The organism is Streptomyces sp. JNUCC 64, from assembly GCF_054484115.1.
Window position 1 is genome coordinate 2,749,195 of the sequence record NZ_CM137015.1, and the last position, 26,993, is coordinate 2,776,187.

The 26,993-nt window shown below is 73.9% G+C and carries 20 protein-coding genes; 6 read left to right on the forward strand and 14 right to left on the reverse strand.

The genetic code is table 11. The features are described from left to right. Positions 1-7 precede the first annotated feature (7 nt). The 5 genes from ACVWNX_RS10995 to ACVWNX_RS11015 form a co-directional block, all read right to left on the reverse strand. Entirely contained in the window at positions 8-1,354 is a 1,347-nt protein-coding gene (locus ACVWNX_RS10995) for a CpaF family protein (protein ID WP_454413720.1), read from the reverse strand. A 130-nt stretch (positions 1,355-1,484) separates the two neighbouring features. Next, entirely contained in the window at positions 1,485-1,841 is a 357-nt protein-coding gene (locus ACVWNX_RS11000; RefSeq protein ID WP_454413721.1) for a TadE/TadG family type IV pilus assembly protein, read from the reverse strand. Between the two features lie 173 nt (positions 1,842-2,014). Beyond that, on the reverse strand, positions 2,015-3,640 hold the full coding sequence (locus tag ACVWNX_RS11005; protein ID WP_454413722.1) for an AAA family ATPase: 1,626 nt from the start codon (positions 3,638-3,640) through the stop codon (positions 2,015-2,017). 11 nt (positions 3,641-3,651) lie between these two features. Continuing rightward, positions 3,652-4,359 (reverse strand): Flp pilus assembly protein CpaB, encoded by a 708-nt coding sequence (cpaB, locus tag ACVWNX_RS11010; protein WP_454413723.1) that lies wholly within the window; start codon positions 4,357-4,359, stop codon positions 3,652-3,654. Positions 4,360-4,532: 173 nt separating this feature from the next. Continuing rightward, a complete protein-coding gene (locus ACVWNX_RS11015; RefSeq protein WP_454413724.1) occupies positions 4,533-5,558 on the reverse strand; it encodes a hypothetical protein in 1,026 nt (341 codons plus the stop codon). Positions 5,559-6,322: 764 nt separating this feature from the next. Here ACVWNX_RS11015 and ACVWNX_RS11020 point away from each other — a divergent pair. Together ACVWNX_RS11020 and ACVWNX_RS11025 are read left to right on the forward strand one after the other, a co-directional pair. After that, on the forward strand, positions 6,323-8,065 hold the full coding sequence (locus tag ACVWNX_RS11020; protein ID WP_454413725.1) for a chitinase: 1,743 nt from the start codon (positions 6,323-6,325) through the stop codon (positions 8,063-8,065). A gap of 256 nt (positions 8,066-8,321) precedes the next feature. After that, complete coding sequence (locus ACVWNX_RS11025; protein ID WP_454413726.1) at positions 8,322-9,032, forward strand: carbon-nitrogen hydrolase family protein; 711 nt, start codon at positions 8,322-8,324, stop codon at positions 9,030-9,032. 33 nt (positions 9,033-9,065) lie between these two features. On the opposite strand, the gene ACVWNX_RS11030 is transcribed toward ACVWNX_RS11025, so the two are convergent. The 7 genes from ACVWNX_RS11030 to ACVWNX_RS11060 form a co-directional block, all read right to left on the reverse strand. Continuing rightward, positions 9,066-9,731, reverse strand: a complete 666-nt coding sequence (locus tag ACVWNX_RS11030) for a hypothetical protein (protein WP_454413727.1) — start codon at positions 9,729-9,731, stop codon at positions 9,066-9,068. A 443-nt stretch (positions 9,732-10,174) separates the two neighbouring features. Beyond that, positions 10,175-11,497 (reverse strand): Nramp family divalent metal transporter, encoded by a 1,323-nt coding sequence (locus ACVWNX_RS11035; RefSeq protein ID WP_454413728.1) that lies wholly within the window; start codon positions 11,495-11,497, stop codon positions 10,175-10,177. Positions 11,498-11,675: 178 nt separating this feature from the next. Next, positions 11,676-12,425, reverse strand: coding sequence for a hypothetical protein (locus ACVWNX_RS11040; protein WP_454413729.1), 750 nt, complete (start codon positions 12,423-12,425; stop codon positions 11,676-11,678). Between the two features lie 98 nt (positions 12,426-12,523). Then, entirely contained in the window at positions 12,524-14,065 is a 1,542-nt protein-coding gene (locus ACVWNX_RS11045; protein WP_454413730.1) for a GntP family permease, read from the reverse strand. An 868-nt stretch (positions 14,066-14,933) separates the two neighbouring features. Further along, a complete protein-coding gene (locus tag ACVWNX_RS11050; RefSeq protein ID WP_454413731.1) occupies positions 14,934-15,359 on the reverse strand; it encodes a RidA family protein in 426 nt (141 codons plus the stop codon). Further along, positions 15,356-16,198 carry an IclR family transcriptional regulator gene (locus ACVWNX_RS11055; protein WP_454413732.1) on the reverse strand — a complete coding sequence of 281 codons (843 nt, stop codon included), beginning with the start codon at positions 16,196-16,198 and terminating at the stop codon, positions 15,356-15,358. Before ACVWNX_RS11055 ends, ACVWNX_RS11050 begins: the two co-directional genes overlap by 4 nt. Beyond that, positions 16,195-17,211 (reverse strand): sugar kinase, encoded by a 1,017-nt coding sequence (locus ACVWNX_RS11060; RefSeq protein ID WP_454414716.1) that lies wholly within the window; start codon positions 17,209-17,211, stop codon positions 16,195-16,197. Before ACVWNX_RS11060 ends, ACVWNX_RS11055 begins: the two co-directional genes overlap by 4 nt. A gap of 613 nt (positions 17,212-17,824) precedes the next feature. Between ACVWNX_RS11060 and ACVWNX_RS11065 the strand changes: the two genes are divergently transcribed. From ACVWNX_RS11065 to ACVWNX_RS11075, 3 genes are read left to right on the forward strand one after another with little or no spacing between them, the layout of a single operon-like run. Next, positions 17,825-19,144: an amino acid deaminase gene (locus ACVWNX_RS11065; protein ID WP_454413733.1), complete on the forward strand. Its 1,320-nt coding sequence runs from the start codon at positions 17,825-17,827 to the stop codon at positions 19,142-19,144. 54 nt (positions 19,145-19,198) lie between these two features. Next, positions 19,199-20,839: an N-acyl-D-amino-acid deacylase family protein gene (locus ACVWNX_RS11070; RefSeq protein WP_454413734.1), complete on the forward strand. Its 1,641-nt coding sequence runs from the start codon at positions 19,199-19,201 to the stop codon at positions 20,837-20,839. Positions 20,840-20,891: 52 nt separating this feature from the next. Then, positions 20,892-21,299: a hypothetical protein gene (locus ACVWNX_RS11075; protein WP_454413735.1), complete on the forward strand. Its 408-nt coding sequence runs from the start codon at positions 20,892-20,894 to the stop codon at positions 21,297-21,299. Positions 21,300-21,428: 129 nt separating this feature from the next. Here ACVWNX_RS11075 and ACVWNX_RS11080 read toward each other — a convergent pair whose 3' ends face one another. After that, positions 21,429-22,406, reverse strand: a complete 978-nt coding sequence (locus ACVWNX_RS11080) for a helix-turn-helix transcriptional regulator (RefSeq protein ID WP_454413736.1) — start codon at positions 22,404-22,406, stop codon at positions 21,429-21,431. A 94-nt stretch (positions 22,407-22,500) separates the two neighbouring features. Between ACVWNX_RS11080 and ACVWNX_RS11085 the strand changes: the two genes are divergently transcribed. Further along, positions 22,501-22,902, forward strand: coding sequence for a RidA family protein (locus tag ACVWNX_RS11085; RefSeq protein WP_454413737.1), 402 nt, complete (start codon positions 22,501-22,503; stop codon positions 22,900-22,902). A 176-nt stretch (positions 22,903-23,078) separates the two neighbouring features. Here ACVWNX_RS11085 and ACVWNX_RS11090 read toward each other — a convergent pair whose 3' ends face one another. After that, positions 23,079-26,984 (reverse strand): FG-GAP-like repeat-containing protein, encoded by a 3,906-nt coding sequence (locus ACVWNX_RS11090; protein WP_454413738.1) that lies wholly within the window; start codon positions 26,982-26,984, stop codon positions 23,079-23,081. Between the last annotated feature and the right edge of the window lie 9 nt (positions 26,985-26,993).

Here is a 26,993-nt window from a genome sequence, read left to right on the forward strand (position 1 = left end):
ATCCGGGTCATGCGAGGGCCTGCCTTGTGTGGGGTGGGGCGATGCCCTCGGCGGCGACGCCGAAGGCGGGCGGGACGGGTTCGCTGGCGACGTACAGCTTCTCCGCGACGGCGCGGGGCAGCGGCAGGTGCTCGAAGTGGCCGTGGACGATCCGGTCGGGGCCGGGCGGCCGGGGGACGAACCGGGAGACGGTGGCGATGCGGAAGTCGTCCCGGCCGTGGGAGACGAGCAGCGCGACCTCGACGACGCGACGGGAGCCGTCGGCGTGGCGGGCGAGCTGGACGACGACGTCCACGGCCGAGTTGATCTGGTCCTTGAGCGCTTCGAAGGGGATGCGCACCTCGGACATGGAGCCGAGGGTCTGGAGCCGCATCAGAGCGTCCTCGGCGCTGTTGGCGTGGACGGTGGCGAGGGAGCCGTCGTGGCCGGTGGACATGGCCTGGAGCATGTCGAGGGTCTCGCCGCCCCGGACCTCGCCGACGATGATCCGGTCGGGGCGCATCCGCAGGCTGTTGCGGACCAGGTCGCGGATGGTGATGTGGCCCTTGCCCTCGACGTTGGGGGGCCGGGACTCCAGCCGGATGACGTGTTCCTGCTGGAGCTGGAGTTCGGCGGAGTCCTCGATGGTGATGATGCGCTCATGGGCGGGGATCAGTCCGGAGAGCGCGTTGAGCAGGGTGGTCTTCCCGGAGCCGGTGCCGCCGCTGACGATGACGTTGAAGCGGGCGCGGACGAACGCGGAGAGCAGCAGCAGCATCTGTTCGTCGAGGGAGCCCAGGCCGATGAGTTCGGGGAGGGTGTAGGCGCGGGGGAAGCGGCGGATGGTGAGGGTGGGACCGGTGAGGGAGAGCGGGGGGATGATGACGTTGACGCGTTCCCCGGTGGGCAGCCGGGCGTCGACCATCGGATGGGACTCGTCCACGCGGCGGTTGACGGTGGAGACGATGCGCTCGATGGTCTGCATCAGCTGTTCGTCGGAGGCGAAGCGGAGGGGGAGCTGTTCGACCCGGCCCGCGCGTTCCACGAAGACGGCGTCCGGTCCGTTGACCATGATCTCGGTGATGGACGGGTCGGCGAGCAGCGGTTCGAGGACCCCGAGGCCGAGCGCCTCGTCGACCACCCGGCGGATCAGCTGGGCGCGTTCGGGGGTGGAGAGGACGGGTCCCTCGCGGCTGATCAGATGGCCGAGGACGCGTTCGAGCCGGACGCGGCGGTCGGCGGCGGTCAGCGAGGACATCTCCGCGAGGTCGATCTCTTCGAGGAGCTTGGCCCGGTAGACCGCGACGAGGTGACCGTTCTCGCGCAGGCCGCCGGGTTCCTGGGCGGTGGGGGTCCGGCGGGACCTCAGGCTCACGGGTGGTTCCTCCTTCCGTTCGGGGTGGCGCTTCGGGCGACCGGGGGGCCTTCGGACGGCCGGGGGTCTTCGTCGGGGGCGGGGCGCCGGGCGGCGGTCCGGGGCGTTCGTCGGGGGTCGTCCATCGGGGTCATTCGTCGGTGGGCATGGTGACGGTGCGGGTGACCTCCCAGCCCGATCCCGCGAACGGGACGAGCAGGGGGACGGTCACGGTGACGGTGGCCCGCGCCACCTCGCCCTCCTCGCTGGGGGACACCTCGGCGTCCAGGGCGTCGTCCATGGCGGCGTACCCGGCGGCCGCGCCCGCTCCGGCGCCCTCCTGGGCGGTGACCCGGGCGGCGGCGCGGGCGCCCGAACCGGCCTGTCCGGCGGCGTAGCCGACCAGGCCGAGCTGGATCGCGGCGAGGCCGACCAGCAGCAGCACCGGGAGGAACCCGGCGAACTCCAGGATGCTGACGCCCCGGTCGTCGTCACGGGCGCCGCGCACGGCACGGGCCCGACGCCCGTCGCCCCACCCCGTCCGGCGCGCCACGGGGACGGGAGCGGGGGCGGACGCGGCGGTGGGCGTCCCGCTCGTACCGGACGCGTCAGGCGCGTCAGGCGCGTCAGGCGCACCGGACCGGGCGGGGGCCGTGGTGGGTGGCGGGGCGGCGAGGGGGCTCATCCGGTGCCGTCCTCGCCCTCCGCCGCCGCCCCGGCCTCCGCGTCGACGGCCCAGCCGGTGTCGACCCCGGGGAAGAGGACGGGCACCTCGGCGCTGACGCTGGCCCGCCACACCAGTCCGTCCCGGGCGCAGGAGACGTCCGCGTCCTGCCAGGCGCCGGGGAGGTGTTCGCGGGCCGCGGCCTCGCAGGCGCCCTGTCCGCCGCCGCCGAACGCGGCGGCGGCGGTCGCGGCCCGGGCGCCCTCGTCGGCGGCGTTCCCGGCGAGCGAGAAGGTGTAGCCGTACAGCGCGCACTGCCAGAGCAGCGCCAGGACGACCAGGAGCAGCGGGAACATGCCCGCGAACTCCAGGGTGACCGCGCCCCGGTCGTCGGCGGCGCGGCGGCGCAGCGCGAGGGCGCCCCGGTCGCCGCCGAGGCGGCGCCTGCGGGTGGCGGGTCCGGCGGGGTCGGCGGCGAGCAGTCCGAGTTCCCCGGCGAGCGCCCACACGGCCTGTTTGACGGTGGACTTGGGGTCGAGGTCGTGGACCCGTCCCGCGTCGACCACCGCGTGGAGTTCCTTGAAGTGGGCGGGGACGGTGGTGCGGGCGACCCGGGCGCCGGTGACGCGTTCGACGAGGGACGCCTGGATCTCGGTGGCGCGGCCGTGCCGGTTGAGGACGGCGACGGTGTCCTCGGCCTTGCGGATCTGGAGCCGGTCCCAGAGCCGGACCATGCGCTTGGCGGCGCGGACGGCGATCACGTCGGGGGTGACCAGCAGCAGCGCCTGGTCGGAGAGTTCGACGGCGGCGGCGGACGCGGCGCTCATCTGGGTGCCGCAGTCGATGACGACGACGTCGTAGCGGGCCCGCAGGGCGGCGACGACCTGCCGGGCGACCCGGTCGGTGACCTCCTCGCCGCGTTCGCCCTCGGCGGGGGCGAGCAGCAGGGAGAGTCCGCTCTCGTGGGTGAAGACGGCTTCCTGGAGGACACGGGCGTTGATGTCGCCGATGGCGGCGAGGTCCGCGATGGAGCGGCGGAACTGGACGTCGAGGTAGGCGGCGACGTCCCCGGCCTGGAGGTCGAGGTCGACCAGGGCGACGGAGCGGTTCCCGGCGCGGGCGGCGAGGGCGAGCTGCGTGGCGGTGAGGGTGGTGCCGACCCCGCCCTTGGCGCCGGTGACGCTGACGACGGTGCCGCCGGGCCCGCCGTGCGGGGTGCCGTCGGCGCTGCCGAGGTGGCGGCGCATCCCGGCGGCCCAGGAGGCGGCGGCCTGGACGCGTTCGGCGAGGGCGTCGTAGGCGAGGGGCAGTCCGACGATGCCGCGCACCCCGGAGTCCATGGCGGTGGTGAGGACGTCGTGGGAGGTGTCGGCGGTGAGCAGCAGCACGCCGACGGAGGGGAAGCGTCCGACGATCTCGCGGATCAGTTCGGGGGCGGGGGCGGGGCCGATCCGTTCGTGGACGAGGACGACCTCGGGGAGTTCGCCCAGGGACTCGGCGGCGAGCCGCGCGAGGGTGTCGAGGAGGACGTGGGAGTCGGCGACGGGCAGCGCGGGGTCGGTGTCGGGCAACTGGCCGAGCAGTGACGACAGGGCGCGGGCGGATTCCAGGTCGCCCACGGCGGGCAGCACACGGACGCTCATCGCGGCGGCTCCTAGCGGTCCTGGTCGAGGGTGTACGTGCGTTCGCCGGGTGCCACGCCGGAGCCGCCGCCGGGGGCGACGAGGGCGAGCCGCACGTGGGTGGCGAAGGATTCGGCGTAGGCGACGCGCTGGGCGTCGGCGGTGGCGAGGGCGAAGGTGATGGGGACGGCCTCGTTGACGCGGCGGGAGCGGGCGTTCCGGTCCGGTTCGAGGGCGGTGAGCTTGCCGACGTCGATGACCTTGGCGCCGGTGACGATGATCCGGGACTGGTCCTTGGTCCGCTCGTCGTCGCCCTCGAAGGTGGCGTAGATGTTGACGGTCGAGCCGGGAGTGATCTTCCCGGCGACCCCGGTCGCCGCGTCGATCATGATGGCGATTTCCTGCTGTCCGACGGCGAGTTCGGGGCGGTCCACGATCATGTCGCTCTGGAGCAGGGAGCCCGCCTCCAGTGTGGTGACGGCGATCTTGCCCCGGATGGCGGCGAGGTCGGTGACGGCGTTCTCGGACAGCCACCGCTCGGGCATGCTGACCTTCTCGAACTGGCCGCTGGTGAGGGTCTTGTAGGGGGCGACGTCGTGCTTCAGACGGTACGCGGTGACCTCGGGGCCGACCTTGGAGTTCACGTCGCGGATCACCGCCAGCACCCCGGCGAAGGCGCCCAGGGCGCACAGCACCGAGAGGACCAGCAGGATGACGCCACGGCGCTGGCGTGAGTTCATGGCCGGACTACCTCGATCGGGACGTGGACGGTGGACGGGGCGGGACGGGGTGGTGCGGGGGTGGTGCGGGCGGTTCCGGCCCGCCCGTCCGGTCCGGGGCGCCGCTCGCGGCGGGGGCCGGGGACGGGGCCGGGACGGGGCGGGCGCCGGGATCCGGACGGGCCGGGCGGGCGTTACACGGGGCCGCCGGTGAGGGCGCGGGTGGCGGCCGGGGCGCCGAGTTCGGGCGCGGCGCGGGTCGGGGCGGCGCGTACGGCCCGGGAGCCGCCCGGGGCGGGGTCGGGGGGCGGGGCGAGCGGCGCGGCGCAGAATCCGCAGCGGTCGCCGAGGAGTTCGAGTCCGCACCAGCGGCACCGTTCGCGGCGCACGGAGGAGACGAGCTGGTGCAGCACGGAGACGTCGGGGATCGCGGCGGCGAACTCGACGAGCTTGCCGGTGGCCCACCAGCGGGGGGAGTCGGCGGGCAGCCGGGTCTCGGTGACGCCCTGGACCCGCCAGGAGGGGGCGAGGGTGCCGGTGACCCAGTCGGGGGCGAGCTGCCCCGTGGCGGTGAACATCCGGGTGCCGAACGCGGGTCCGGTGAGGGCGGGGGCCTCGCCGTCCGGGCCGTGGCCGCCGCCGGTCCGGACGAGTTCGGGCTGGGGGGTGGCGAGCACCGCGAACTGGGAGCCGGGAACCCAGGAGCGGGTGTGCGTACGGAGGTTGACGGGAACCCGGTCGAACCGGGTGACGGAGCCCAGCAGCGCCCCGGCGTAGATGTAGTGGGCGAGTAACCGGGCGGCGGAGGCGAGGACGCCGGGGCTGAAGTCGCACAGCGACAGCTGGCGGAGCTGGAGGGCGAGGACGGCGAGGCCCAGCGGCGGCAGATCGGTCCGCACCAGGGCGACGCGGTCGGTCTCCAGGACCGAGCGGACGGTGTGCAGCCGCCGGAGGACGGCGGGCGGCGCGGAGGCGGGGCAGAGCACCACGACATGGCCGTGGTGTTCGATGAGGGTGTGCATCTCGGCCAGGGACTGTTCGAGGTCGTACGCGTCCGCCGGGGGGCGGCCCCGCCGGGCGGCCTTCCCGGTCGCGTGCGCGCCGCGGCCCGTTCCGGGGCCCGCGGGGGGCCGGAGCACGGCCGCGGACGGCGTGTGCCGGTCCTGGGCGGGCAGCACCAGGTCGGCACTGGTGACGGCTATGGCGGTCGGCACCCGCACACCCCCGCTTCCTCCCGGCGGCGCGGTCGGACCGCCGCCCTCGCGCACCACTGTGACGCCACTCCTGTGTCTGTCTGTATCTGCACCATATCCACGCGGTGGCCCGCTCAACACCCGATCTCACCAGTTGGGTTCACGGCTGGTGGGAACGGGGTCGACGCAGGGTGAAGCGGAGGCCCCCGTTCCAGACGGAGGTTCCCGTTCCGGACGGAGGCCCCTGTTACGGGCGGAGGTCCCCGTTCCGGACCGAGGCCCTCGTCGCGGGCGGAGGTCCCGGGCCCCGGGCGGAGGCCCCGGTTCCGGGCGGGGGCCGTCCGGCTCCCGGCGGGGCGGCGACCGGGCTCCGGCACCCCGGGACCAGCACGCCGGACCCTAAGCGAACCCTAAGGGGAGCTAAAGCGAGCGATAACCCCCCTTACTCACAAGGCTTTTGGGACATTCTCAACTGGCACGGGGTGTCGTCACAGGTCTTGACAACCCCGATTGGTCTGGACCAACTTGGACAGCGACGGTAGTTCACCGTGTCAAACGCGCCAACAGCCGGACGGCCACCCACACGTCCGGTCCCCACACCGCCGTCCCGCTCTTCCGCACCGCCCGTTCAGCCAGTTCCGCCCTGTTCGCCACGGTCGCCGCACGTCCTGCCCGCACACCCCACGCCCCCCACGTCCGCGCGCTCCCCACCGACGCGTCCGGCCGACCGCGCTCGCTCGTTCCGTCCTGTCACCCACGCCGTTCCGCCACCACCCCCACCGGAGGCAACAGTGGACCGCAGTTCCTCTTCGCCCGTGCCCGCGGGCCGTGCCAGACGTTCCCACCGACCCGCCCGCCGGGCCTGGGCGGGAGCCCTGTCCGCCGTGCTCGCGGCGTCGGCCCTGACCCTGACCGGACTCGCCACCGACGCGGCCGCCGCCGACGTCAACAACGCCAAGAACGCGGGCTTCGAGTCGGGCCTCGCCAACTGGAACTGCTCCGGCGGCACCGGCTCCGCCGTGACCACCCCGGTGCGCAGCGGGGCGGGGGCGCTCAAGGCGACCCCCGCGGGCCACGACAACGCGCGCTGTACCCAGGCCGTCGCCGTCAAGCCCAACTCCCGTTACACCCTGAGCGCCTGGGTGCAGGGCGGCCTCGCCTACCTCGGCGCCAGCGGCACCGGCACCACGGACGTCTCCACCTGGACGCCCGACTCCGCCGGCTGGAAGCAGCTGACCACCACCTTCACCACCGGTCCCACCACCACCTCGGTGAACGTGTACACGCACGGCTGGTACGGCGCCGCCGCGTACTTGGTGGACGACGTCTCGGTGTTCGGCCCGGACGGCGGCGGGGGCGAGGACCCGGTCGTCATCCCGGTGGCGCCCACCCAGGTCGCGGTGGGCGGCGCGACCAAGAGCTCGCTGGACGTGTCGTGGAAGCCGGTCGCCAACGCGGCCAGCTACAACGTCTACCGCGAGGACGGCACCAAGATCCAGACCGTGGCCGGGGCCTCGGCGGTCGTCACCGGCCTCGCCGCGGACACCGAGTACGGCTTCCAGGTCACCGCGGTCAACGCGGCGGGCGAGTCCCCCAAGTCCAACCCGGTGGTCCGGGGCCGGACGCTGAAGGAGGGCGTGGGCACCGGCATCCCCAAGCACGCCATCACCGGCTACTGGCAGAACTTCAACAACCAGGCCACCGTCCAGACGCTGGCGCAGGTCCAGGACTCCTACGACATCATCGCCGTGGCCTTCGCGGACGCCACCACCACCCCGGGCGCGGTGTCCTTCACCCTGAACTCGGCCCAGCTGAACGGCTACACCGACGCCCAGTTCCGGGCCGACATCCGCGCCAAGCAGGCCGCGGGCAAGAAGGTCATCATCTCGGTCGGCGGCGAACTCGGCACCGTCCGCGTCAACGACGCCACCTCGGCGACGAACTTCGCGAACTCCGTCTACGCGCTGATGCAGACCTACGGCTTCGACGGCGTCGACATCGACCTGGAGAACGGCCTCAACGCCACCTACATGACGCAGGCGCTGCGCCAGCTGTCGGCGAAGGCCGGACCCTCGATGGTCCTCACGATGGCCCCGCAGACGATCGACATGCAGTCCACCTCGGGTGAGTACTTCAAGACGGCGCTGAACGTCAAGGACATCCTCACCGTCGTCAACACCCAGTACTACAACAGCGGCGCGATGCTCGGCTGCGACGGCAAGGTCTACAGCCAGGGCACGGTGGACTTCCTCACCGCGCTGACCTGCATCCAGGTCGAGAACGGCCTCGACCCCTCGCAGGTGGGCATCGGGGTCCCGGCCTCCACCCGCGCGGCGGGCGGCGGCTACGTGGCCCCCTCGGTGGTCAACAACGCCCTGGACTGCCTGACCAAGCTCACCAACTGCGGTTCCTTCAAGCCCGCCCGGGCCTACCCGACGCTGCGGGGCGCGATGACCTGGTCGACCAACTGGGACGCCACGGCGGGCAACGCCTGGTCCAACGGGGTCGGACCGCACGTTCGCGCACTGCCGTAACGGGTCCACCGTCGGCGGTCACCGGGCCCCACACCGGTGACCGCCCGGGACACCGCCCCTCCCGGGGTGAACCGCGCACCCCCACACGCGCGACGCTCACCCCGCTCCGCGGCGCCGCCCCTCCCCCGGGCGGCGCCTCGGAGCGTTCCGGGGACGCCGGGTCCGGAACTTCCGCGTTCCGGGACCGTCCCGTTCCGGGACCGTCGGGGACGCCCCCGCCGGTCCGGCGCGGTGCCGCTGTGGCACCCTGCCCGTCATGAGGATCGCGACGGCCCAGCTGAGCTGCGTTCCCGGGGACGTCCCGGCTAACGTCCGGCGGATCGCGGCGCTCGCCGCCCGGGCCCGGGACGGGGGCGCCGCGCTGCTGGTGCTGCCGGAGCTGGCGCTCACCGGGTACGAACCGGCCGCCATCGCCGCCGGCCCCGCCCTGTGGACGTCCCCCGACGACCCCCGCCTCGACCCGCTGCGGGCCTCCGGCATCGCCACCGTCGTCGGCTGCGCCCTGCCCACCGAGGGGCCCCGGCCCGCGATCGGCGCCCTGGTCCACGACGCGGACGGCGTCCTGCTCACCGCCTACCGCAAACAGCACCTCCACGAGGGCGAGCGGGAGGTGTTCGCGCCCGGCGGCACGGACGGCCGCTTCACCCTGGACGGCGTCCGCTTCGCCCTCGCCACCTGCTACGACAACCACTTCCCGGAGCTGGTCGCCCGGGGCGCGGCGGACGGCTGCCGGGTCCACCTCGCCAGTTCCCTGTACGGAACGGGCGGCGGGGTCGCGGAGCGGGCCGCCCTCCATCCGGCGATCGCCCGCGCCACCGGCCTGTACACCGTCCTCGCCAACCACGTGGGCCCCGCCGGGCCGTGGACCGGCTGCGGCGGGGCGGCGGTCTGGGCCCCGGACGGCACCCTCCTCGCGGAGGCCGACGACCGGACCCCGACGGTGGTCACCGCCGAGGTCCCCGCCTGACCGCCCGCGTACCCGCCGGGTACGTGGCCGGGTTCACGGAGTCGTCGGCGGCCTCGGCCCCGTGCCCGTGGCGGTGTGGGCGTAGGTGGTGTGGAAGGCGGTGATGACGGGAGTGAGGGAGAGGTCGCCGCCGGGCAGGGTGATCGGCTCGCCTACGGGGATCATGCCCGTGCGGCGCCATCGGGCGAGCGTGCGGGGCGTCGACGCCTCGGAGTAGACCTCCCAGCCGAGCGCGTCCGCGTAGCCCTTGGTCCAGGTGACCAGCGAGCTCATCGCCCCGCTGCGCTGTCCCTCGGGCAGGGACCCGGCGAGACAGCAGTGCAGGTGCGGCGGCAGGCCCTCGGGCTCACCGGCCGCGAGGAGTTCGAGCAGGGTCACCGCGGCTTCGGCGATGGGGCCGCAGGTGGCCCGGATGTCCTCGTGGAACTCCTCGACCGCCGCCCTGGACAGACCGCCGTCCCGGGGCGGCAGATGGATCATCGCGGCCGTGTGGAGCGCGTTCATGACGGTGAAGCCCCCGTTGCGGCGGGCGAACGCCTGCCAGGACCGCATCAGCGCGCCGAGCCACCGTTCGCGCCGTTCCGTGCCGGGCGGGGCGACCCAGGCGAAGACCGGGTCCTCGGCGAAGGCGACGGTCATGATGTGGTCGACGCGGTCGACCTCGTCGCATCGGTGGACCAGGCTGTCGTAGGTGTGCATGACGGGCTTTCCCCTTCCTGACGCTGTGCCGACCGTGGACACGGCATCCGGGCCGGGCGCCGACCCGTCCGGCGGGGGCCATTCTCGGGGCGGCCCGGCACCCGGGTGATGCCCGCCGTCCGCGTTCACCCGTTCGGCCGCACCCCCCGGCCTCGTCGGCCCCGCCCGGCCCGGCGGTGGGGCCGGGCGCGGCGGGATGGAGCGAGGCGGCGCGAGGGGCGGCCGGGGACGCGGTTTCCCGGTGGCCCTACTTGTCGCGGCGGGTGCGCCGCTTCGCCCGGCGGTTCCCGCGACCGGGCTTGCGGGCGGGAGCGCGGGGCGGGGTGGTGGCCGCCCGGGTGGCGACGACGGCGAGGACGACGGCGGTCAGGTCGATCCAGTTCTCGACCTGCTTGGAACCGGACCGTTCCTCCCCGGGGCGGAGGGACCGGGCCGGGCGAGGGCTAGAAGAAGTCCCCCCACGGCTGGTCCCACACCTGTTTGACGCACAGCACCACGAACAGCAGGCCCGCGGCGCCCAGCATGGCGTTGCTGAGGGGCCCGTTGCGCCATTCGCGGGGCGTGCGGGAGGAGTTGAGCAGCCAGATCAGAGTGAGCGCCAGGAACGGCATGAACGCGGCGCCCAGTACCCCGTACAGGATGACGAGCCGGAACGGCTGCCCCTGGAACAGCAGCACCATCGGGGGGAACGTCAGCCACAGCAGATAGCCCCGGAAGGCCCAGGACCGCTGGCGGGCGCCGGACGCCACCGACTTCCCGGAGCCGGAGCCGCCGTCGCCCCGCAGCCGGGCGGCGAAGTCCGCGAACATCAGGCTGACGCCGTGCCAGACCCCGATCAGCGAGGTGAACGAGGTGGCGAAGAAACCGATCAGGAACAGCTTGGCGGTGACCGTCCCGTAGCGGTCCTCCAGCACCCGGGAGAGGTCCAGCAGACCGCGCTCGCCGCTGGTGATCGCGACCCCGGAGGAGTGCAGCAGTTCGGCGCCGACGAACAGCATCGCGACCACGAACACGCCCGTGGTCAGATAGGCCACCCGGTTGTCGAACCGCATGATCCGCATCCAGCCGGGGCCGGTCCAGCCCTTGGCGTTGACCCAGTAGCCGTAGGCGGCGAGGGTGATCGTCCCGCCGACGCCGCCGATCAGTCCGAGCGTGTTGAGGACCGAGTCCTTCGCGTCGGGCAGCACCGGCAGCAGTCCGGCGAAGGCGTCCCCGAGGTTCGGGGTGACCCGTACCGCGAGGTACACCGTCACCACGAACATCACGCCCACCAGGACCGTCATCGCCTTCTCGAAGACGGCGTACCGGTTGAACCACACGAACGCGAGCCCGACGAGTCCGCAGACCACTCCCCAGGTCTCCAACGACCAGCCGTCGGGGAACAGGGCCTGGAGCGGCAGCGCGCTGGAGGCCATCGCGGCGGCCCCGTAGACGAAGCCCCAGACGACCACGTACACGGCGAAGAAGACGGTGGTCCACCGGCCGAGGCTGTGCCAGCCGTCGAACAGGGTGCGCCCGGTGGCCAGGTGCCAGCGTCCGGCCGCCTCGGCGAGGGAGATCTTCACCAGACAGCCGACGACGGCCGCCCAGAGCAGGGTGTACCCGAAGTTGCTTCCGGCGATCAGCGTCGCCACCAGGTCACCGGCGCCGACGCCGGTCGCGGCGACGACGATGCCGGGCCCGATGTGCCGCCAGCTCGATCCGCGGGGAGGAGGGGTACCAGACTCGTCCGGTACGGATGTGGGGGTATCCGTGGTCTCGGCCATGCCCCCCAAGGAACCGCAGCCGCGCGGGACGCACAAGCCCCACGACGACGGCCCGTCCGAACGCGGCCGGTGGAGGACGGACGACCCCGTCCCCGGGCCGGGCCCTCGCACACGAACGGGCCCGGTCCAGGGGAGCTTTGTCCCTGGACCGGGCCCGTGAACGTCCGCTGTGGCGGTCTCAGCGCTTGGACGGGCGCTTGCCGTCCTTGGCCGTGTCCTTCGGCTCGTCGCGCTCGTCGTCCTCGTCGTGCTCGCTCGACTCGTCCGGCCCGGTGGCCTCAGCCGGTCCGTCCGGCTCGGCGGTCTCGGTGGCCCCGGCCGGTTCCTCCGCCTCGTCGGTCTCGGTGGCCTCGTCGAACCAGACGTCCAGCGCGGCGTCCAGTTCCTCCGTCCAGCGCCGCAGTTCGCCCTTGGAGGACGCCCGGACCTCGTTGGGGTACCAGCGGCGGTCCGGCGTGTGGACGTACAGCGTCAGCCGGAGCGGGAAGCGGCCGGTCGCGACCTCGACCGCGCCGATCTCGTCCCAGGTCCACTCCGCGGCCTGGTCGTCCAGGGTGAACGAGACGCCGGTGCCGTTCACCAGGATGGACCCGCGCCGGTCGGCCGCCTCGAAGACGGGGCCGTCCGGCACCGCGCTCCCGGCGTCGGCTCCGGTACCCGGGGCGGTGTCCGCGTCGGTGCCGGTCCGCGCGTCCGGACCGGTGCCGGTCTCCGCGTCGGCGGACCCGGGCGCCTTGGAGGCGGGGCCGGGCGCGTCCGAGGGTTCCGGACCCGTACGGTCCTCGCCCCCGGCCTCCTCACCCCCGTCCGGGCGGGCCTCCGCCCCCGGCTTCGGGACCGCGACGGGCGTCGCGAAGCCGGGGACGTGCGCCGGGTCGATGGCGGCGGCGTCAACGAGCGAGGGGTTCTTGCCTATGGGCTGCTCCACGGCCCGCAGTATGGCCGAGATTCCTGTGACGTGCATGGTCGGGGTACCCCTTCGTCCCCCGACCGACCGGTAAAGGCCGGTTCCGGCGGCGGCAAAGGCTAGACAAAGACGCTGAGTACGGCGGCGACGGCGAACCCGGCGAGCGACAGGACCGACTCCAGAACCGTCCAGGACTTCAGCGTGTCGCGCTCCGAGATGCCGAAGTACTTGGCGACGATCCAGAACCCTCCGTCGTTGACGTGCGACGCGAAGATCGAGCCCGCCGAGATCGCCATGATCACCAGGGCCACGAAGGGCTGGGAGTGGTCACCGCCCTCGACCAGCGGCCACACGATGCCCGCCGTGGTCACGATCGCGACCGTCGCCGAACCCTGCGCGACCCTCAGCACCAGCGCGATCAGATACGCGAGGACGATCACCGGCAGCCCGAGCCCGTCGAAGGTGTCGGAGAGCGCCTGGGCGACCCCGCTGCCCTTCAGGACGGCCCCGAAGACCCCGCCCGCGCCGACCACCAGCAGGATGTTGCCGACGGGCTTCAGCGAGGACGTGGACACCGTCTCCAGCGAGGTGCGGGACCAGCCGCGCCGCACGCCCAGCAGCCAGTACGCCATCAGCAGCGCCAGCGTCAGCGCCACGAAGGGGTGCCCCAGGAACTCGATCACCGAGCGCCCGGTGGACGGGTCGAGGGCGATCGAGGAGAAGGTGGCGAGCAGGATCAGCACCAGCGGGGTGCCGATGATCAGCAGCACCGTGCCGAGCGGGACGGGCGTCTCGGCGGGGACGACCCCGGAGGCCCGCTGTTCGGCGACGAGCGCGGTCCGGGACTCCTCGGCGGCGTCGGCCATGTCCTGCGGGACGGGCACGAACAGCCGCGCGCCGATCCACGCGGCGTAGACCCAGGCGGCGAGGACCGCCGGGACGCCGACGACCACGCCCATCAGGATCACCCAGCCGAGGTCCACCCGCAGCAGCCCGGCGGCGGCCACCGGACCGGGGTGCGGCGGCAGGAACGCGTGGGTCATCGAGAGCCCGGCCAGCAGCGGCATGCAGTACAGCAGGATGGACTTGCCGCTCCGCTTGGCCGCCGCGTAGACGATCGGCGCGAGCACGAAGATGCCGACGTCGAAGAAGACCGGGATGCCGAAGACCACGCCGGTCAGGCCCATGGCGAGCGGGGCCCGCCGCTCCCCGAACAGTCCGAGCAGCCGGGAGGCGAGCACCTCGGCGCCGCCGGAGACCTCCAGGATGGCGCCGAGCATGGTGCCCAGGCCGATGATGATGGCGACGTGACCGAGGGTGCCGCCCATCCCGGACTCGACCAGGGAGACGGCGTCCGACTTCTGGACGGTGCCGAAGAGCTGGGTGACGGAGAGCCCGGCGGCCAGTCCCACGGCGAGGGAGACGGCGAGCAGGGCCACGAACGGCTGCAACCGCACCTTGATGATCAGGAACAGCAGCAGGGCGATGCCTAGGGCGGCGACGGTGAGCAGTCCGGCGGTGCCGGGGATCAGCGCCAGCAGTCCGGTGGTGGGGGGCTCGGTGGCGGCGGGCGCGCCGCCCGCGGCGAGCGCGGTGCCGGGCGTGCCCGGCGCGCCGGGTATCAGCGGGACGGGGGCGGGGGTCGGGATGGCCAGACGCATGAGGGGCCTCGTACTTCCGTGGCGCGCCGGGCGGGCGGGCACGACGACGTACGCCCCTTCGCACGGGGCCGCCGTCGCGCCGCTCCTCGTCGCCCAGGGGGGCGGAGGGCGGTGCGGTGGGGGCCGAGGGGCCGTCGGACACGTTCACCGGCGCTTTTCGGGCAGGACGGATCGCGGTACGGCCGGCCCGTGCGGGGCACGCCGTACCGGTGGCACGTGTAGGTGGAGGGATCGAGGAGTGGAGGGATCTTGAGGGATCTGGGGTGCGAGGGATCGGGGGCGGGGGTCAGGGGGTCGGCGGAGCTGAGAGCTGCGGACCGAGGGGGGTGGGATGGGTGGCGGACCGGCGGATCGAGGGGTCGGCGGAGGCCCGTCCGGCGGGTCCTGGTGGACGGGCCGGGCGGTGGGGGTCGGGAAGGCCGGTGGTGGGGGCGGGGGAGGTGGCGGTCCGGTGTCCTCGTGGCAAGGGAGGACACCGGACCGCCGGGCGCGCGCCGCGCGGGCGGCGGGCGCCCGCGCGTGGGGCCGCGGACTCACCCGGGGGACTCGGTCCCGGGGCGGCCCCTCCTGCGCGCGGTCGGTGCGGCCGGGCCCGGAGGGTGGGTTCCGGCCGGAGGGCGGATGGACGCGCGGGGACGGGGTCCCTGCGCGGGGACGGGGGCGGGTCCGGCACGAGGCCGGGACGGGTCCGGCGCGAGGCCGGGGCAGGTCCCGGTCCGGCGCGAGGTCCGGCGCGAGGCCGGGGTCCCCGCCCGGGGCGGTGGGCGGGCCCGTCAGGCCCCGTCCCGCCGCCCTGCGGCCCGGTCCGTCCTAGGCCGTCTTCACGGACCGACGGACCGACGGACTGCCGGACTGACGGGCCGACGGACTAGCCGAGGACGGCGAGCGCGTCGATCTCGATGAGGAGGCCCTTGGGCAGGCCCACGTAGACGGTGGTGCGGGCGGCGGGCGGGGCGGTGAGGCCCTGCTCCTCGAAGTACGCGTTGTAGATGGCGTTCATCTCGGCGAAGTGGTCGACGTCGGTGAGGTAGACGCGGATCATCATCACGTCGTCCCAGCCGGCGCCGCCCTCCTCCAGGATCGCCTTGACGTTGGCGAAGGTCTGGAGGGTCTGCTCCTTCAGGCCGGGGCCGACCACCGTCGGGGGCTGGCCCTCGACGGCGGGCAGGAAGCCGACCTGACCGGCGACCTGGAGGATGTTGCCCTTGCGGACGCCGTGCGAGAACTTCGCGGGCGGAGCGGTGTGCGTGCTCGGGGTGAGGGCGGTCTTCTCGGACTGGGGCGTCTGGGTCATGGGCGTTCCTCGCTCGGGGTGGTACGGGATGACGGTCCGGGGCCGCCGGAGGCGGGGCCCGGGGGGACGGCGCCGGGGGTGCCCGGGCCGGACGGATGGGGGTTGCCGGAGTACTCGCGGCTGACGGCGTCGGCGGTGCGCCGGATCAGGGGCACCAGGGTGAGGAGTTCCTCGGCGGTGACGACGACGTTCGGCGCGGACACCGACATCGCGGCGACGACCCGCCCGTCGGCGCCCCGGATGGGCGCGCCGACGCAGTTGATGGACTCCTCGTGGCCGCCGAGGTCGGTGGCCCAGCCCTGTTCGCGGACGGTGGCCAGCTCCTTGAGGAAGGCGGCGGCGCTCGGCGTCGAACGGGCGGTGTACATCGGGTAGTCGAGCTTCTCGGCGATGGCGCGCCGCTCGGCCTCCGGCAGGTCGGCCAGGAGCAGCTTGGCGACGGCGGCGACGGTGATCGCGACGGGCTTGCCGATCCGCGAGTACATCCGCACCGGGTAGCGGCTCTCGACCTTGTCGATGTAGAGGACCTCGTTCTCCTCGTACACGGCGAGGTGGACGGTGTGACCGATCTTCTCGTTGAGGGCGACGAGGTGGGGGTGGGCGATCTCGCGGACGTCGAGGTTCTCCACGGCCTCCTGGGCGAGGGCGAAGAGCCGGGCGCCGAGCCGGTAGCGCTGGTCGGACTGGCGGTAGACCAGCCCGTGCTCGTGCAGGGTGCGCAGCAGCCGCAGGGCGGTGGACTTGTGGACGCCGAGCCGGTCGGCGACCTTCCCGAGGTCGGCGGGGCCTTCGGCGAGCAGCGGCAGGATGGACAGCGCGCGGTCGACGGTCTGGCTCATCTGGTGGGTACCTCCTCCTCGGCCTCGGCGTCGGTCCAGCCGGGGCCGAGTCGCAGTCTCCCCCACGCGGCGTCGTCGAGTGCGGCCAGGTGGTCGGCGCGTTCGCGGGCCGGGGGGACGGCGAGGTCGCCGGGGACGGTGAGCGCGGCGGCGGCCATCAGATGGCCGTGCCGCAGCCGGTCGCGGACGGGGAGTCCGCGCAGGGTGGCGGAGAGGAACCCGGCGGCGAAGGCGTCCCCGGCGCCGACCGGCGCCACCACGTCGACCGCGAGCGCGGGGACGAAGGTCCGGGTGCCGTCGGCGCCGAGCGCGGTGGCGCCGTGGGCGCCCTGCTTGACGACGACCAGGGCCGGTTCGGGCAGGGCGGCGCGGATGGCCTCGGGGCCGCCGGTGACGCCCCAGGCGACGGCGGCCTCGTCGGCGCCGACGAAGACCAGGTCGCAGGCGCGGGCCAGGGACTTCAGGACGCGTCCGGCGCGCTCGTGGTCGCGCCACAGGTTGACGCGGTAGTTGACGTCGAAGGAGAGCAGGGGGCGCCGGTCGCGGGGGGCGGTCAGCTCCTCCAGCAGGGCGAGGCAGTCCCCGGAGAGCGCGGCGGTGATCCCGGAGAGGTGCAGGACGCGTCCGGCGAGCAGGGCGGGGACGTCCATGGTGGCGGGGGACATCGCGGAGGCGGCGGAGCCCGCGCGGTAGTAGACGACCTCGGCGAGCGGGGCGCCGTCCGCGCCGGGCCGCTCGCCCTTGCGGACGGCGCGTTCGCCGGCGGTGCGGAAGTAGATGCCGGTGGGGCGGTGCTCGTCGCGGCGGACGCCGCTGGTGTCGACGCCGTGGGCGCCGATGGTGCGGACGAGGTGGGTGCCGAAGCCGTCCTCGCCGACCCGGCTGATCCAGCGGACGCGGTGTCCGGCGTGGGCGAGGGAGCAGGCCACGTTGGACTCGGCGCCGCCGATGCCCCGGGCGAAGGCGGGCACGTCCTCCAGGGGGCCGGGTTCGGAGGGGAGGAAGGTGACCATCGACTCCCCGAGGGTGACCGCGTCGGGCACCGGGCCGCCGGAGTCCGGCACGGGGCCGTGGACGGCGTCCGGCACGGGTTCGTGGGCGGCGGGCGGCACGGGGCCGTCGGAGTCCGGCGCGGGGCCGTGGACAGCGTCCCCGTGGGAGGCGTCCGGTGCGGGGCCGTGGGCGGCGACCGGCGCGGCGGGCCCGGCGGCGGGCTCCGGGGCGACGTGCTCCGGGGCGCCGGGCGCGGGCGTGGGTTCCGGGGTGCCGCCGTGCGGGGCCTGGGTGCCGCGCGGCTCGCCGTCCGAGGGCGCCGAGGGCGCCGGGGGCAGGGCGGCCCCCGGGTCGGCGGTGGCGGCGGGAGTGGCGACTCCGGGTGCGGTCACGGCGGTGGGGCTCCTCACTGGTGGTCCGTCGGCTCGTGTCGGCCGACCGGAGACCGGTCGGGGTGCGGGGGATCGGCCGGCGGGCTCCGTTGACCCGGCGTTCGCTGGGATGTTAGACAGCTACGTGCGCCATACGCAATGAGCGTTGCAAATGTCGCAACATGCATACGGGAAGCGCACCATCCCGCCCCTGCGGGAAGTACCAGAACGACCGCCCTCGCCCCGACCCCGGGAGGCCCCCATGGCCGCCGTCGACGACGACGCGCAGACCACGACCACCCCGCCGCGCGCCGCCACCGCCGCGGCGGCCCTCGCCGCCCTCGCGGACGAGCGCGTGGACCACCGCTTCAAGGGTCTTCCCCCGGACGCCGAGGGCCTCACCGTCGGGGAGCTGGCCGCCCAGCGCCGCTCCCTGTTCACCGGCGGGTTCACCACCCCGGTGCTGGCGCTCTCCGCCGAGCGCCTGGAGCACAACCTCGCGCTGATGGAGACCTACACCGAGCGCCACGGCCTCGCCTTCGCCCCGCACGGCAAGACCTCCATGTCGCCCCAGCTCTTCGCCCGCCAGACCGAGCGCGGCGCCTGGGGCGTCACCCTCGCCGTCCCCCACCAGGTCCGGGTGGCCCGCGCCTTCGGGGTGCGGCGGATCTTCCTCGCCAACGAGCTGGTGGACCCGGCCGCGCTGCGCTGGGTGGCCCGCGAACTGGCCGCCGACCCCGACTTCCGGTTCCTCTGTTACGTGGACTCCCTCCGGGGCGTCGAGCTGATGGACCGGGCCCTGGCCGGTGCCCTGCGCCCGCTGGACGTCGTCGTGGAGCTGGGGGCGGGCGAGGGCGCGCGGACCGGCGCCCGCACCGAGGCCGAGTGCGCCGCGCTGGCGGACGCCGTCGCCGCCACCTCCACCCTGCGCCTGGTGGGCGTCGCGGGCTACGAGGGCGAGGTGCCGGACGCCGACCCGGAGCGGGTGCGGGCCTGGCTGCGCCGCCTCACCGCGCTCGCCGTCGCCTTCGACGCCGAGGGCCGTTTCGCCGGGCTCCCGGAGATCGTCGTCAGCGCGGGCGGCAGCGCCTGGTTCGACGCGGTCGCGGACGTCTTCGCGGAACTCCCCGAGCTGTCCGCGCCCGCGCTGAGGCTGCTGCGCTCCGGGGCGTACGTCTCCCACGACGAGGGCCACTACGAGCACGTCACCCCGTTCAACCGGGTGCCCGAGGAGGGCGCCCTGCACCCCGCGTTCCGGCTCTGGACGCAGGTGGTCTCCCGGCCCTCCCCCGGCCAGGCGTTCGTCAACGCGGGCAAGCGGGACGCCGCCTACGACCTGGACCTCCCCGCCACCCGGACCGTCCACCGCGACGGCGTCGAGCGGCCCGCCACCGGGGTGACCCTCACCGGGCTCTCCGACCAGCACGGCTGGCTCACCACCACGGCGGACGCCGATCTGGAGGTGGGCGACTGGATCTCCCTCGCCCTCTCCCACCCGTGCACCGCCTTCGACAAGTGGCAGCTGATCCCCGTGGTCGAGGCCGACGGCACGGTCACCGACTTCATCCGCACCTACTTCTGACAGCATCCCCGACCCCGCCCCGGGCGGCGGCGGGAGCACCCCGGAAGGAACCGCATGGACCTGGTGATCAAGAACGCCCGCGTGGTCGACGGAACCGGCGCCCCCGCCTACCGGGCCCATCTGAGCGTGGTCGGGGGCCGGATCGCGGAGATCCACCGCGACGGCCCGCCGCCCGCCACACAGGGCCGGATCCTGGACGCCTACGGGCTGACCCTCGCCCCCGGCTTCATCGACATGCACGCCCACACCGACCTGGCGCTGCTCCGGGACCCCGCCCACACCGCGAAGGCGGCCCAGGGCGTCACCCTGGAGGTCATCGGCCAGGACGGGCTCTCCTACGCCCCCGTCAACGACACGACCCTGGGCGAGATCCGGCAGGCCATCGCGGGCTGGAACGGCGACGGCTCGGACGTCGACTTCGACTGGCGTTCGGTCGGGGAGTACCTCGACCGCCTCGACCGCGCCCACACCGGCCCGGACGGCGCCCGGGGCATCGCCGTCAACGCCGCCTACCTGCTGCCCCAGGGGACCCTGCGGATGCTCGCCGTGGGCTGGGAGGACCGCGCCCCCACCCCCGCCGAACTGGACCTGATGCGCCGGGAGACCGCCCGCGCCATGCGGGAGGGCGCCGTCGGCATGTCCTCCGGGCTCACCTACACCCCCGGGATGTACGCGAAGGACGCCGAACTCACCGAACTGTGCCGGGTGGTGGCCGAGCACGGCGGCTACTACTGCCCCCACCACCGCAGTTACGGCGCGGGCGCGCTGGCGGCGTACGAGGAGATGGTGGCCCTCACCCGGGAGGCCGGCTGCCCGCTGCACCTGGCCCACGCCACCATGAACTTCGGCGTCAACAAGGGCCGCGCGGGCGAGCTCCTCGCCCTCCTCGACAAGGCGCTGGACGAGGGCGCCGACATCTCCCTCGACACCTATCCGTACACCCCCGGCTCCACCACCCTCGCCGCCGTGCTGCCCAGTTGGGCCAGCGAGGGCGGCCCGGAGGCGACCCTGGCCCGGCTGCGCGACGACGCGACCGCCGAGCGCGTCCGCCACCACCTGGAGGAGATCGGCTCCGACGGCTGCCACGGCGTCCCCGTCGAGTGGGAGACCATCGAGATCTCCGGCGTCACCGACCCCGTCCACACCCACCACGTCGGCCGGACGGTCCTCCAGACCGCGAAGGCCACCGGCCGCACCCCCTGGGAGACCGCCCGGCGGCTGCTGCTGGACGACCGCCTCGGCCCGACGATCCTCCAGCACGTCGGCCACGAGGAGAACGTCCGCGCCATCATGCGCCACCGGGTCCACACCGGCGGCTCGGACGGCATCCTCCAGGGCGCCAAGCCGCACCCCCGCGCCTACGGGACCTTCCCCGAGTACCTCGGCACCTACGTCCGCGAGCTGGGCGTGCTCTCCCTGGAGGAGTGCGTCGCCCACCTCACCTCCCGGCCCGCCGCCCGGCTCCGCCTCGCCGACCGGGGCGTGGTCCGCGAGGGCTACCGCGCCGACCTCGTCCTCTTCGACCCGGACACCGTCGCGGCGGGCTCCACCTACGCCAACCCGCGCGCGTACCCCAAGGGCATCCCGCACGTCCTCATCGACGGGAAGTTCGTGGTCCGCCACGGCGAACGCACCGACGTCATCGCGGGCCGGACGGTCCGGGGGCCCGCGTACCGCCCGGACGTCGTCAGCTAGTGACCATCGACCCCTCCCCAAGAGGGCTCCGCGCGTGCGACGATCCCGTCCCATGATCACCGCGAGCGAAGTCATGAGACGTACGGGCGGGACCGGCCCGATGCCGCTCCTCACCCTGGACGAGTTCTTCGACGGCAACACCGACGAGGAGTGCATCGGACCCAACCAGTGGGGCTACGGCCGTCCGCCGATCGCCGAACTCGCCGCCCGGCTGCGGGAGATCGACCAGCGCGAGGACGTCGTCTGGGTCCGCGTCCAGCTCCACCCCGAGACGGTGGAGTCCGGGAACGAGTCCCTGGCGGCGGAGGGCATAGCCGTCTGCACGTACGCCGAGGAGGAGGTCTGCGTCCAGTGGGTGGACGGCTTCGAGGCGGACGTGTTCCTCGGCCTCGCGGACTCCTACTCCCACGTCCCGAAGGTCCCGGACGGCACCGTCGTCTGGTCCGTGGTCTGGGACTGACCCCTGCTTCCACCCCGGTGCCGGGCCCTCCCCCACCCCCGGGGCCCGGCTCCGGACGACGCCGACTCGAACCACACCGTCTTCCCGGTCCCGGTCCCGGACGGCGACGGGAACGGTGACCCTGCGGGGTCAGGGTGCCGGGACCCCGTACCGGGCGACGATCTCGGCGGCGCGGTCGCGCAGACGGGCGCGCAGCCACGGCGGCGCCAGGACCTCCGCGCCCGTGCCGAGCCGCCACAGCGCCCACTCCGCGTGGCGCGCGTCCTGAAGGGTCACCTCCAGCCGGAGGCGGCCGTCCCCGTCGGGGGCCTCCGCGAGGACGGCGAGCGCGGTGCCGACGAGTTCCTCCCGGTGCGCCGGGTCGATCCGCGCCAGGACGGTGACCTGGTCGCCGCTCGCGCGGAACCGCCGTCCGCGCTCCCGCCAGGCCCGGTCGAGGTCCACGCGCTCGGCGCGGTGCGCGGGTTCGGGGAGTTCCTCGGCGGCGAGGACCCGGGAGAGCCGGTAGGTGCGGTCCTCGCCGGAGCGGGAGGCGAGGAGGTAGCCCTGGCCGCGGACGGTGACCAGGCCGACGGGGTCCACCGTGCGCCACTCGGGGGCCCGGTCCACGGCGGCGTAGTGGATGCGGAGCCGGTGCCCGGCGAGGACCGCGCGGCGGACCTCGGTGACGACCTCGTCGGGGAGTTCCTCGGTGTCCAGTCGACGGGTGAGGGCGTCGGTGTCCGGATCGACCAGCAGCCGTTCGGCGGCGCCCGCCGCCGTGACGCGGTAGCTCTCGGGGAGCGCGTCGACGACCTTGCGCATGGCCGAGGCGAGCGCCGGGCCGAGGCCGAACACCTGGGCGCCGCGCCGCGATCCGGCGATCAGCAGGGCGAGGGCCTCGTCGTGGTTGAGCCCGGTCAGCTCGGTCCGGAAGCCGGGCAGCAGCGCGAAGCCGCCGTTGCGGCCGCGTTCCGCGTAGACGGGCACCCCGGCGGCGGACAGCGCCTCGACGTCGCGGAGGACCGTGCGGGTGGAGACCTCCAGTTCCCGGGCGAGGGCCGTCGCCGACAGCCGACCGTGCCGCCGCAGCAGCAACACCAACGAGACCAGACGATCGGCGCGCATCCGAGAACCCTACGAGATACACGACAGAGGGTGTCAGGTATGGGTTGCGAGGCTTCGGGGGTCGAGATCCACCAGCGCACACGAGGTGAAACCCATGGCACACGCCATCGTCAACCCGGACGGCCTGCACGACCCGGTCCCGTTCGGCTACAGCCACACCGTCGCCGTCCCGGCGGGCACGGAGCTGGTGTTCGTCTCGGGTCAGTACGGTTCGGACCCGGACGGCGCGGTCGTCTCGGCGGACTTCGCGGAGCAGGTGAAGCGGACGTTCCACAACCTGGGGACGGCCCTCGCCGCCCACGGGCTGGTCCTGGGTGACGTCGTCCAGCTGCGAACGTACGTGGTGGACCACGACTTCGGGAAGCTGGGGGCGATCACGGGGGCGGTCCGGGAGAACTGGGGCGGCCGTCCGCCCGCGCAGACCCTGCTGGGGGTCGCGAGTCTGGCGGCGCCCGAGGTGCTGTTCGAGGTCGAGGCGGTCGCCGCGCGTCCGTGACGTGACGTGACGTGACGCCGTGACAGCGGGTGGCCGTGACGGCGGGTGGCCGTGACGGCGGGTGGCCCCGGTACGTCCCGAGCGGGACGGACCGGGGCCACCGTTTCTCCGGTGAACCGGGGCCGGGGTCGGACCCGGACCGGGTCGGACGCGGACCAGGTCGGACGCGGACCAGGTCAGATGCGGACCTGGCTCCCCGGGGCTCCGGTGCCGGTGGCGATCAGGCCGAGGCCGGACCAACCGCCGGTGATGGCGGAGCCGTTGTTGAGCCAGGCTCCCACCGAGCCGTCGGCGGCCACCGCCAGGTAGTCGGCGCGGCCGTCGCCGTTGGCCTCGGCGAATTGGACCTGGGCGCCGGGCGTCCCCACGGCGGGGGCGTAGACGCCGAGCGAGGTCCAGCCGCCGTTGCCGTCCTTGTTGAGCCAGGCGCGGACCGAACCGTCGGCCGCGACCGCCAGGTAGTCCGCCCGGCCGTCCGCGTTGACGTCCGCGAAACGCACCTGGTCGCCGGAGGCACCGGTACCGGTGGCCAGGCGCACGCTCGCGCTCCAGCCGCCGTTGCCGTCACCGCCGTTGTTCAGCCACGCGCGGACCGAACCGTCGGCCGCGACCGCCAGGTAGTCCGCCCGGCCATCGGCGTTGACGTCCGCGAAACGCACCTGGTCACCGGGGGTGCCGGTGCCCGACGCGATCTGGCCGAGGGCCGTCCAACCACCGCCGGTGGCCGTGACGTTGTTGTTCGACCAGGCGCGGACCGAACCGTCGGCGGCCACCGTGAGGTAGTCCGCGCGGCCGTCCGCGTCGATGTCCGCGAGGCGCACCTGGTCGCCGGGGACGCCCACGCCGGGCGAGAGCTGCCCGGTGGACGTCCAGCCGCCGTTGCCGGTGCCGCCCTTGTTCAGCCAGGCCCGCACCGAGCCGTCCGCCGCGACCGTGACGTAGTCGTCCCGGCGGTCGGCGTCGAGGTCCGCGAACCGCACCTGGTTGCCGGGCGCGCCGACGCTCAGGGCGAAGTTCCCGGCGGCGGTCCAGGCGCCTCCGCCGACGCCCGTTCCGTCGCCGCCCTCGTTCAGCCAGGCCCGGACTCCGCCGCCCGCGTCGACCACCAGGTAGTCGGCGCGCCGGTCGGCGTTGACGTCCGCGAACCGCACCTGGTTGCCGGGGGCGCCCGCGCCGGAGGCGATCTGGCCCGTGGCGGTCCATCCGGCGGTGCCGGTGCCGCCCTTGTTCAGCCACGCCCGCACCGCGCCCGCCGCGTCCACGGCGAGGTAGTCGGCGTATCCGTCGGCGTTCATGTCGGCGAGGCGGATCTGGTCGCCCGGCACTCCGACGCCGGAGGCGATCTGCCCGGCGGCGGTCCAGCCCGCGAGCCCCGTGCCGCCCTGGTTCAGCCAGACCCGGACCGCACCGGCCGCGTCCACCACCAGGTAATCGGCGTAACGGTCGGCGTTGACGTCCGCGAACCGGATCTGGCTCCCGGGGGCGCCCACACCGGACGCCACCTGACCGGACGCGGTCCAGCCCGCGACACCGGTGCCGCCCTGGTTCAGCCAGACCCGGACCGCACCGGCCGCGTCCACCACCAGGTAGTCCGCGTAACGGTCGCCGTTGAGGTCGGCGAACCGGACCTGGCCGCCGGGGGCGCCCACGCCGGACGCGATCTGACCGGCGGAGGTCCAGCCGCCTCGTCCGTTGCCGCCCTTGTTCAGCCAGGCGTTCACCGCGCCGTTGTCGTGGACGACCAGGTAGTCGGCGCGTCCGTCGGCGTTGAGGTCCACCTGATAGTCGCCCAGTCCCGCGCGGGCGGGCGCGGGGCGGACGTCCACCTGCTCGCTGACCCAGCCCCGGCGGGCGACCTGGGCGACGCCGTCGGCGAACACCCGGGCCATCTTCACGTAGCCGCCGTCGTTGGGGTGCAGCCGGTCCTTGAGGTCGGCGGTGGTGAGGGCGGACGCCATGTCGACGTACGCGACCTTGTGGCCCTTCGCCTGACGGGCGCTGACGATGCCCGGGATCCGGGCGTTGTAGGCGTCGATCCTCGACTGGACCGCCTGGGAGTTGGACGGGACCAGGGTCGCCACCACGATCGTGGTGTTCGGGGAGGCTGCGGTCATCTGGTCGATCAGCGCGGCGAGCCGCTCGGGCGCGGTCGCCACCTGGTGGTCGCGGTCCATGTCGTTGGTCCCGATGTGGAGCAGGACGACATTGGGCTTGGCGGCGGCCATCCAGGTGTCGATGTTGGCGGAGAGCCCCTCGATCAGCCAGCCGGAGTGGCCCTCGTGATCGAGGTCGGTCAGCTGTCCGTGCTGCTGGGAGCCGACGAAGTCCAGTGCCTGGGTGCGGGAGTGGAGCAGCGGCCAGAGCGCGGCGCGGTAGCTGGACCGGGTGGAGCTGCCCGCGCCCTGGGTGATCGAGTCCCCGAGCGGCATGACGGTCAGCTTCGGCACCGACCAGTTCTCGCCGAGTTCGTCGGGGGTGCCGCCCTGGCCGGGGGTGTCATCGCTGTAGGTGTAGGTGTTGAGCGCGTTGACGGACCTCATCGGGTCCCCGACGTGGTACTTGTCCACGGCGACGAAGTTGGGCTTCCTGCGGGCCGCCGTCGAGCAGTACCGCTGGGCGCGTTCGAGGATCAGCGGATGGTCGACCTCCGCGGCCGCGTGGGCCGGCACGTCCCGGAAGTGGTTCATGACGAACAGCCTGCGGAACTTGGGCTCCTCCTTGGAGAGCGGGATCTGGTCCCAACGGGTCCGGCAGGTCTGGTCCGGGGGGCTGCTCACGGACCAGAAGCTCCCCATGGACCAGTAATTCTCCACCGTCCAGTCCTTGCCCCATCCGATGCCCAGCTTGGTCTTGTCGTCGCGGTCGGAGATGATCAGCAGCCGCTTGTTCTGCCGGACCATCTCGGAGACCCGGGGCCAGCCGTTGCCCGCGACGTTCCAGGGGGTGGCCGAGGGGACGTCGACGGGGGCCGTGTCCGCCGGGTTGAAGAGCAGACCGTCGAGCTGTCCACCGGCCCTGAGGTCGTCGGCCACCTCGTCGTACATCTCGTTGTAGGTCGCGTAGTCCTCGACGAAGACCGTCAGGACCTCGCTCGGGTTCGCGTTGAGGAAGCGGGCGATGTCCGTGAGCACGTCGGACATCGGCTGGCTGGTCGGCAGGCACGTCTTGTGGCACATCCGGACCCGGCCGTTGTAGGAATGCGCGTCGAGCATCAGCGCGCGGACGCCATTGGCCAGTTGGGTCCGGATGGGGTCCGGATGGGCGGGCCCGGGAGCCGCGCCGCTGGCGTCGTCCTGGTTGTAGTAGGAGTTGTGCGTGGTGAGGAAGGTGCGCTGGTCGAAGGTGGGATCGGCGGGCATCTCCCGGTGCGTGGGAGCCACCCGGGTGACGTACCAGGTCTGCGCGTCCACCAGGTCGGTCTGGTCGGCGGCGAAGGTGACGTCGCCGCCGTTCTCCCGGTTGTCGCGGTCGACCGCGAGCGGTACTTGGAGGGACTCCTGGTACCCGACCGGGTGGATCTTGTACCGGTCGCCCTTCACCCGCTGGAAGACCCAGTCCGTCCCGGACCCCGCGCAGTCCCGGAAGGCCAGCCGGGCGGCACCCTCGGCGTTGGAGTCCCGGCCCATGCAACGGTCGTTCTTGGTGCGGCTCTTGACCTTGTAGGCACCCCCGGTGGAAGGCTGGAGGTACCAGTGCTGATGGGCCTCGTCCCCCTTGGGGGGCACGGCGCGGAACAGCAGCTCGGTCCCGGATATCTGGTAACCGCCGCCGCCCGTGCCGGAGTCCGTTCCGTAGGGCTGGTCCTTCTGGGTGCTGCTGCCGACGCTCTGGATCACCACCGTCTCGTTGACGGGCGGCCCCGTGGGCGCGGGGGCGGCGACGGCGGGCGCGGCGCCGACGGGCACCAGCGCGCCGGTGGCCAGCAGGGCCCCGGCCAGGGAGAACGCCGCCAGGCGGGCTCCGGAGCGGAGGCGGTGGGCCGCCGTCCGGCGGGGAGCGGACCGGTCGGAACCGGGTCGGTCGGGTCTGGTTTCCGGCGGGGCGGAACGCCGCCCTCGGGGGGACCCCGGAACGCTTCGCATACGTGGACC

Bases quoted from the DNA above. Each gene is read 5' to 3' on its own strand.
- ACVWNX_RS11085 (WP_454413737.1), top strand. From the start codon at position 22,501: ATGGCACACGCCATCGTCAACCCGGACGGCCTGCACGACCCGGTCCCG.
- ACVWNX_RS11090 (WP_454413738.1), bottom strand. From the start codon at position 26,984: ATGCGAAGCGTTCCGGGGTCCCCCCGAGGGCGGCGTTCCGCCCCGCCG.
- ACVWNX_RS11070 (WP_454413734.1), top strand. From the start codon at position 19,199: ATGGACCTGGTGATCAAGAACGCCCGCGTGGTCGACGGAACCGGCGCC.
- ACVWNX_RS11030 (WP_454413727.1), bottom strand. From the start codon at position 9,731: ATGCACACCTACGACAGCCTGGTCCACCGATGCGACGAGGTCGACCGC.
- ACVWNX_RS11035 (WP_454413728.1), bottom strand. From the start codon at position 11,497: ATGGCCGAGACCACGGATACCCCCACATCCGTACCGGACGAGTCTGGT.
- ACVWNX_RS11075 (WP_454413735.1), top strand. From the start codon at position 20,892: ATGATCACCGCGAGCGAAGTCATGAGACGTACGGGCGGGACCGGCCCG.
- ACVWNX_RS11060 (WP_454414716.1), bottom strand. From the start codon at position 17,211: ATGGTCACCTTCCTCCCCTCCGAACCCGGCCCCCTGGAGGACGTGCCC.
- cpaB (WP_454413723.1), bottom strand. From the start codon at position 4,359: ATGAACTCACGCCAGCGCCGTGGCGTCATCCTGCTGGTCCTCTCGGTG.
- ACVWNX_RS11045 (WP_454413730.1), bottom strand. From the start codon at position 14,065: ATGCGTCTGGCCATCCCGACCCCCGCCCCCGTCCCGCTGATACCCGGC.
- ACVWNX_RS11050 (WP_454413731.1), bottom strand. From the start codon at position 15,359: ATGACCCAGACGCCCCAGTCCGAGAAGACCGCCCTCACCCCGAGCACG.
- ACVWNX_RS11055 (WP_454413732.1), bottom strand. From the start codon at position 16,198: ATGAGCCAGACCGTCGACCGCGCGCTGTCCATCCTGCCGCTGCTCGCC.
- ACVWNX_RS11080 (WP_454413736.1), bottom strand. From the start codon at position 22,406: ATGCGCGCCGATCGTCTGGTCTCGTTGGTGTTGCTGCTGCGGCGGCAC.
- ACVWNX_RS11025 (WP_454413726.1), top strand. From the start codon at position 8,322: ATGAGGATCGCGACGGCCCAGCTGAGCTGCGTTCCCGGGGACGTCCCG.
- ACVWNX_RS11065 (WP_454413733.1), top strand. From the start codon at position 17,825: ATGGCCGCCGTCGACGACGACGCGCAGACCACGACCACCCCGCCGCGC.
- ACVWNX_RS11005 (WP_454413722.1), bottom strand. From the start codon at position 3,640: ATGAGCGTCCGTGTGCTGCCCGCCGTGGGCGACCTGGAATCCGCCCGC.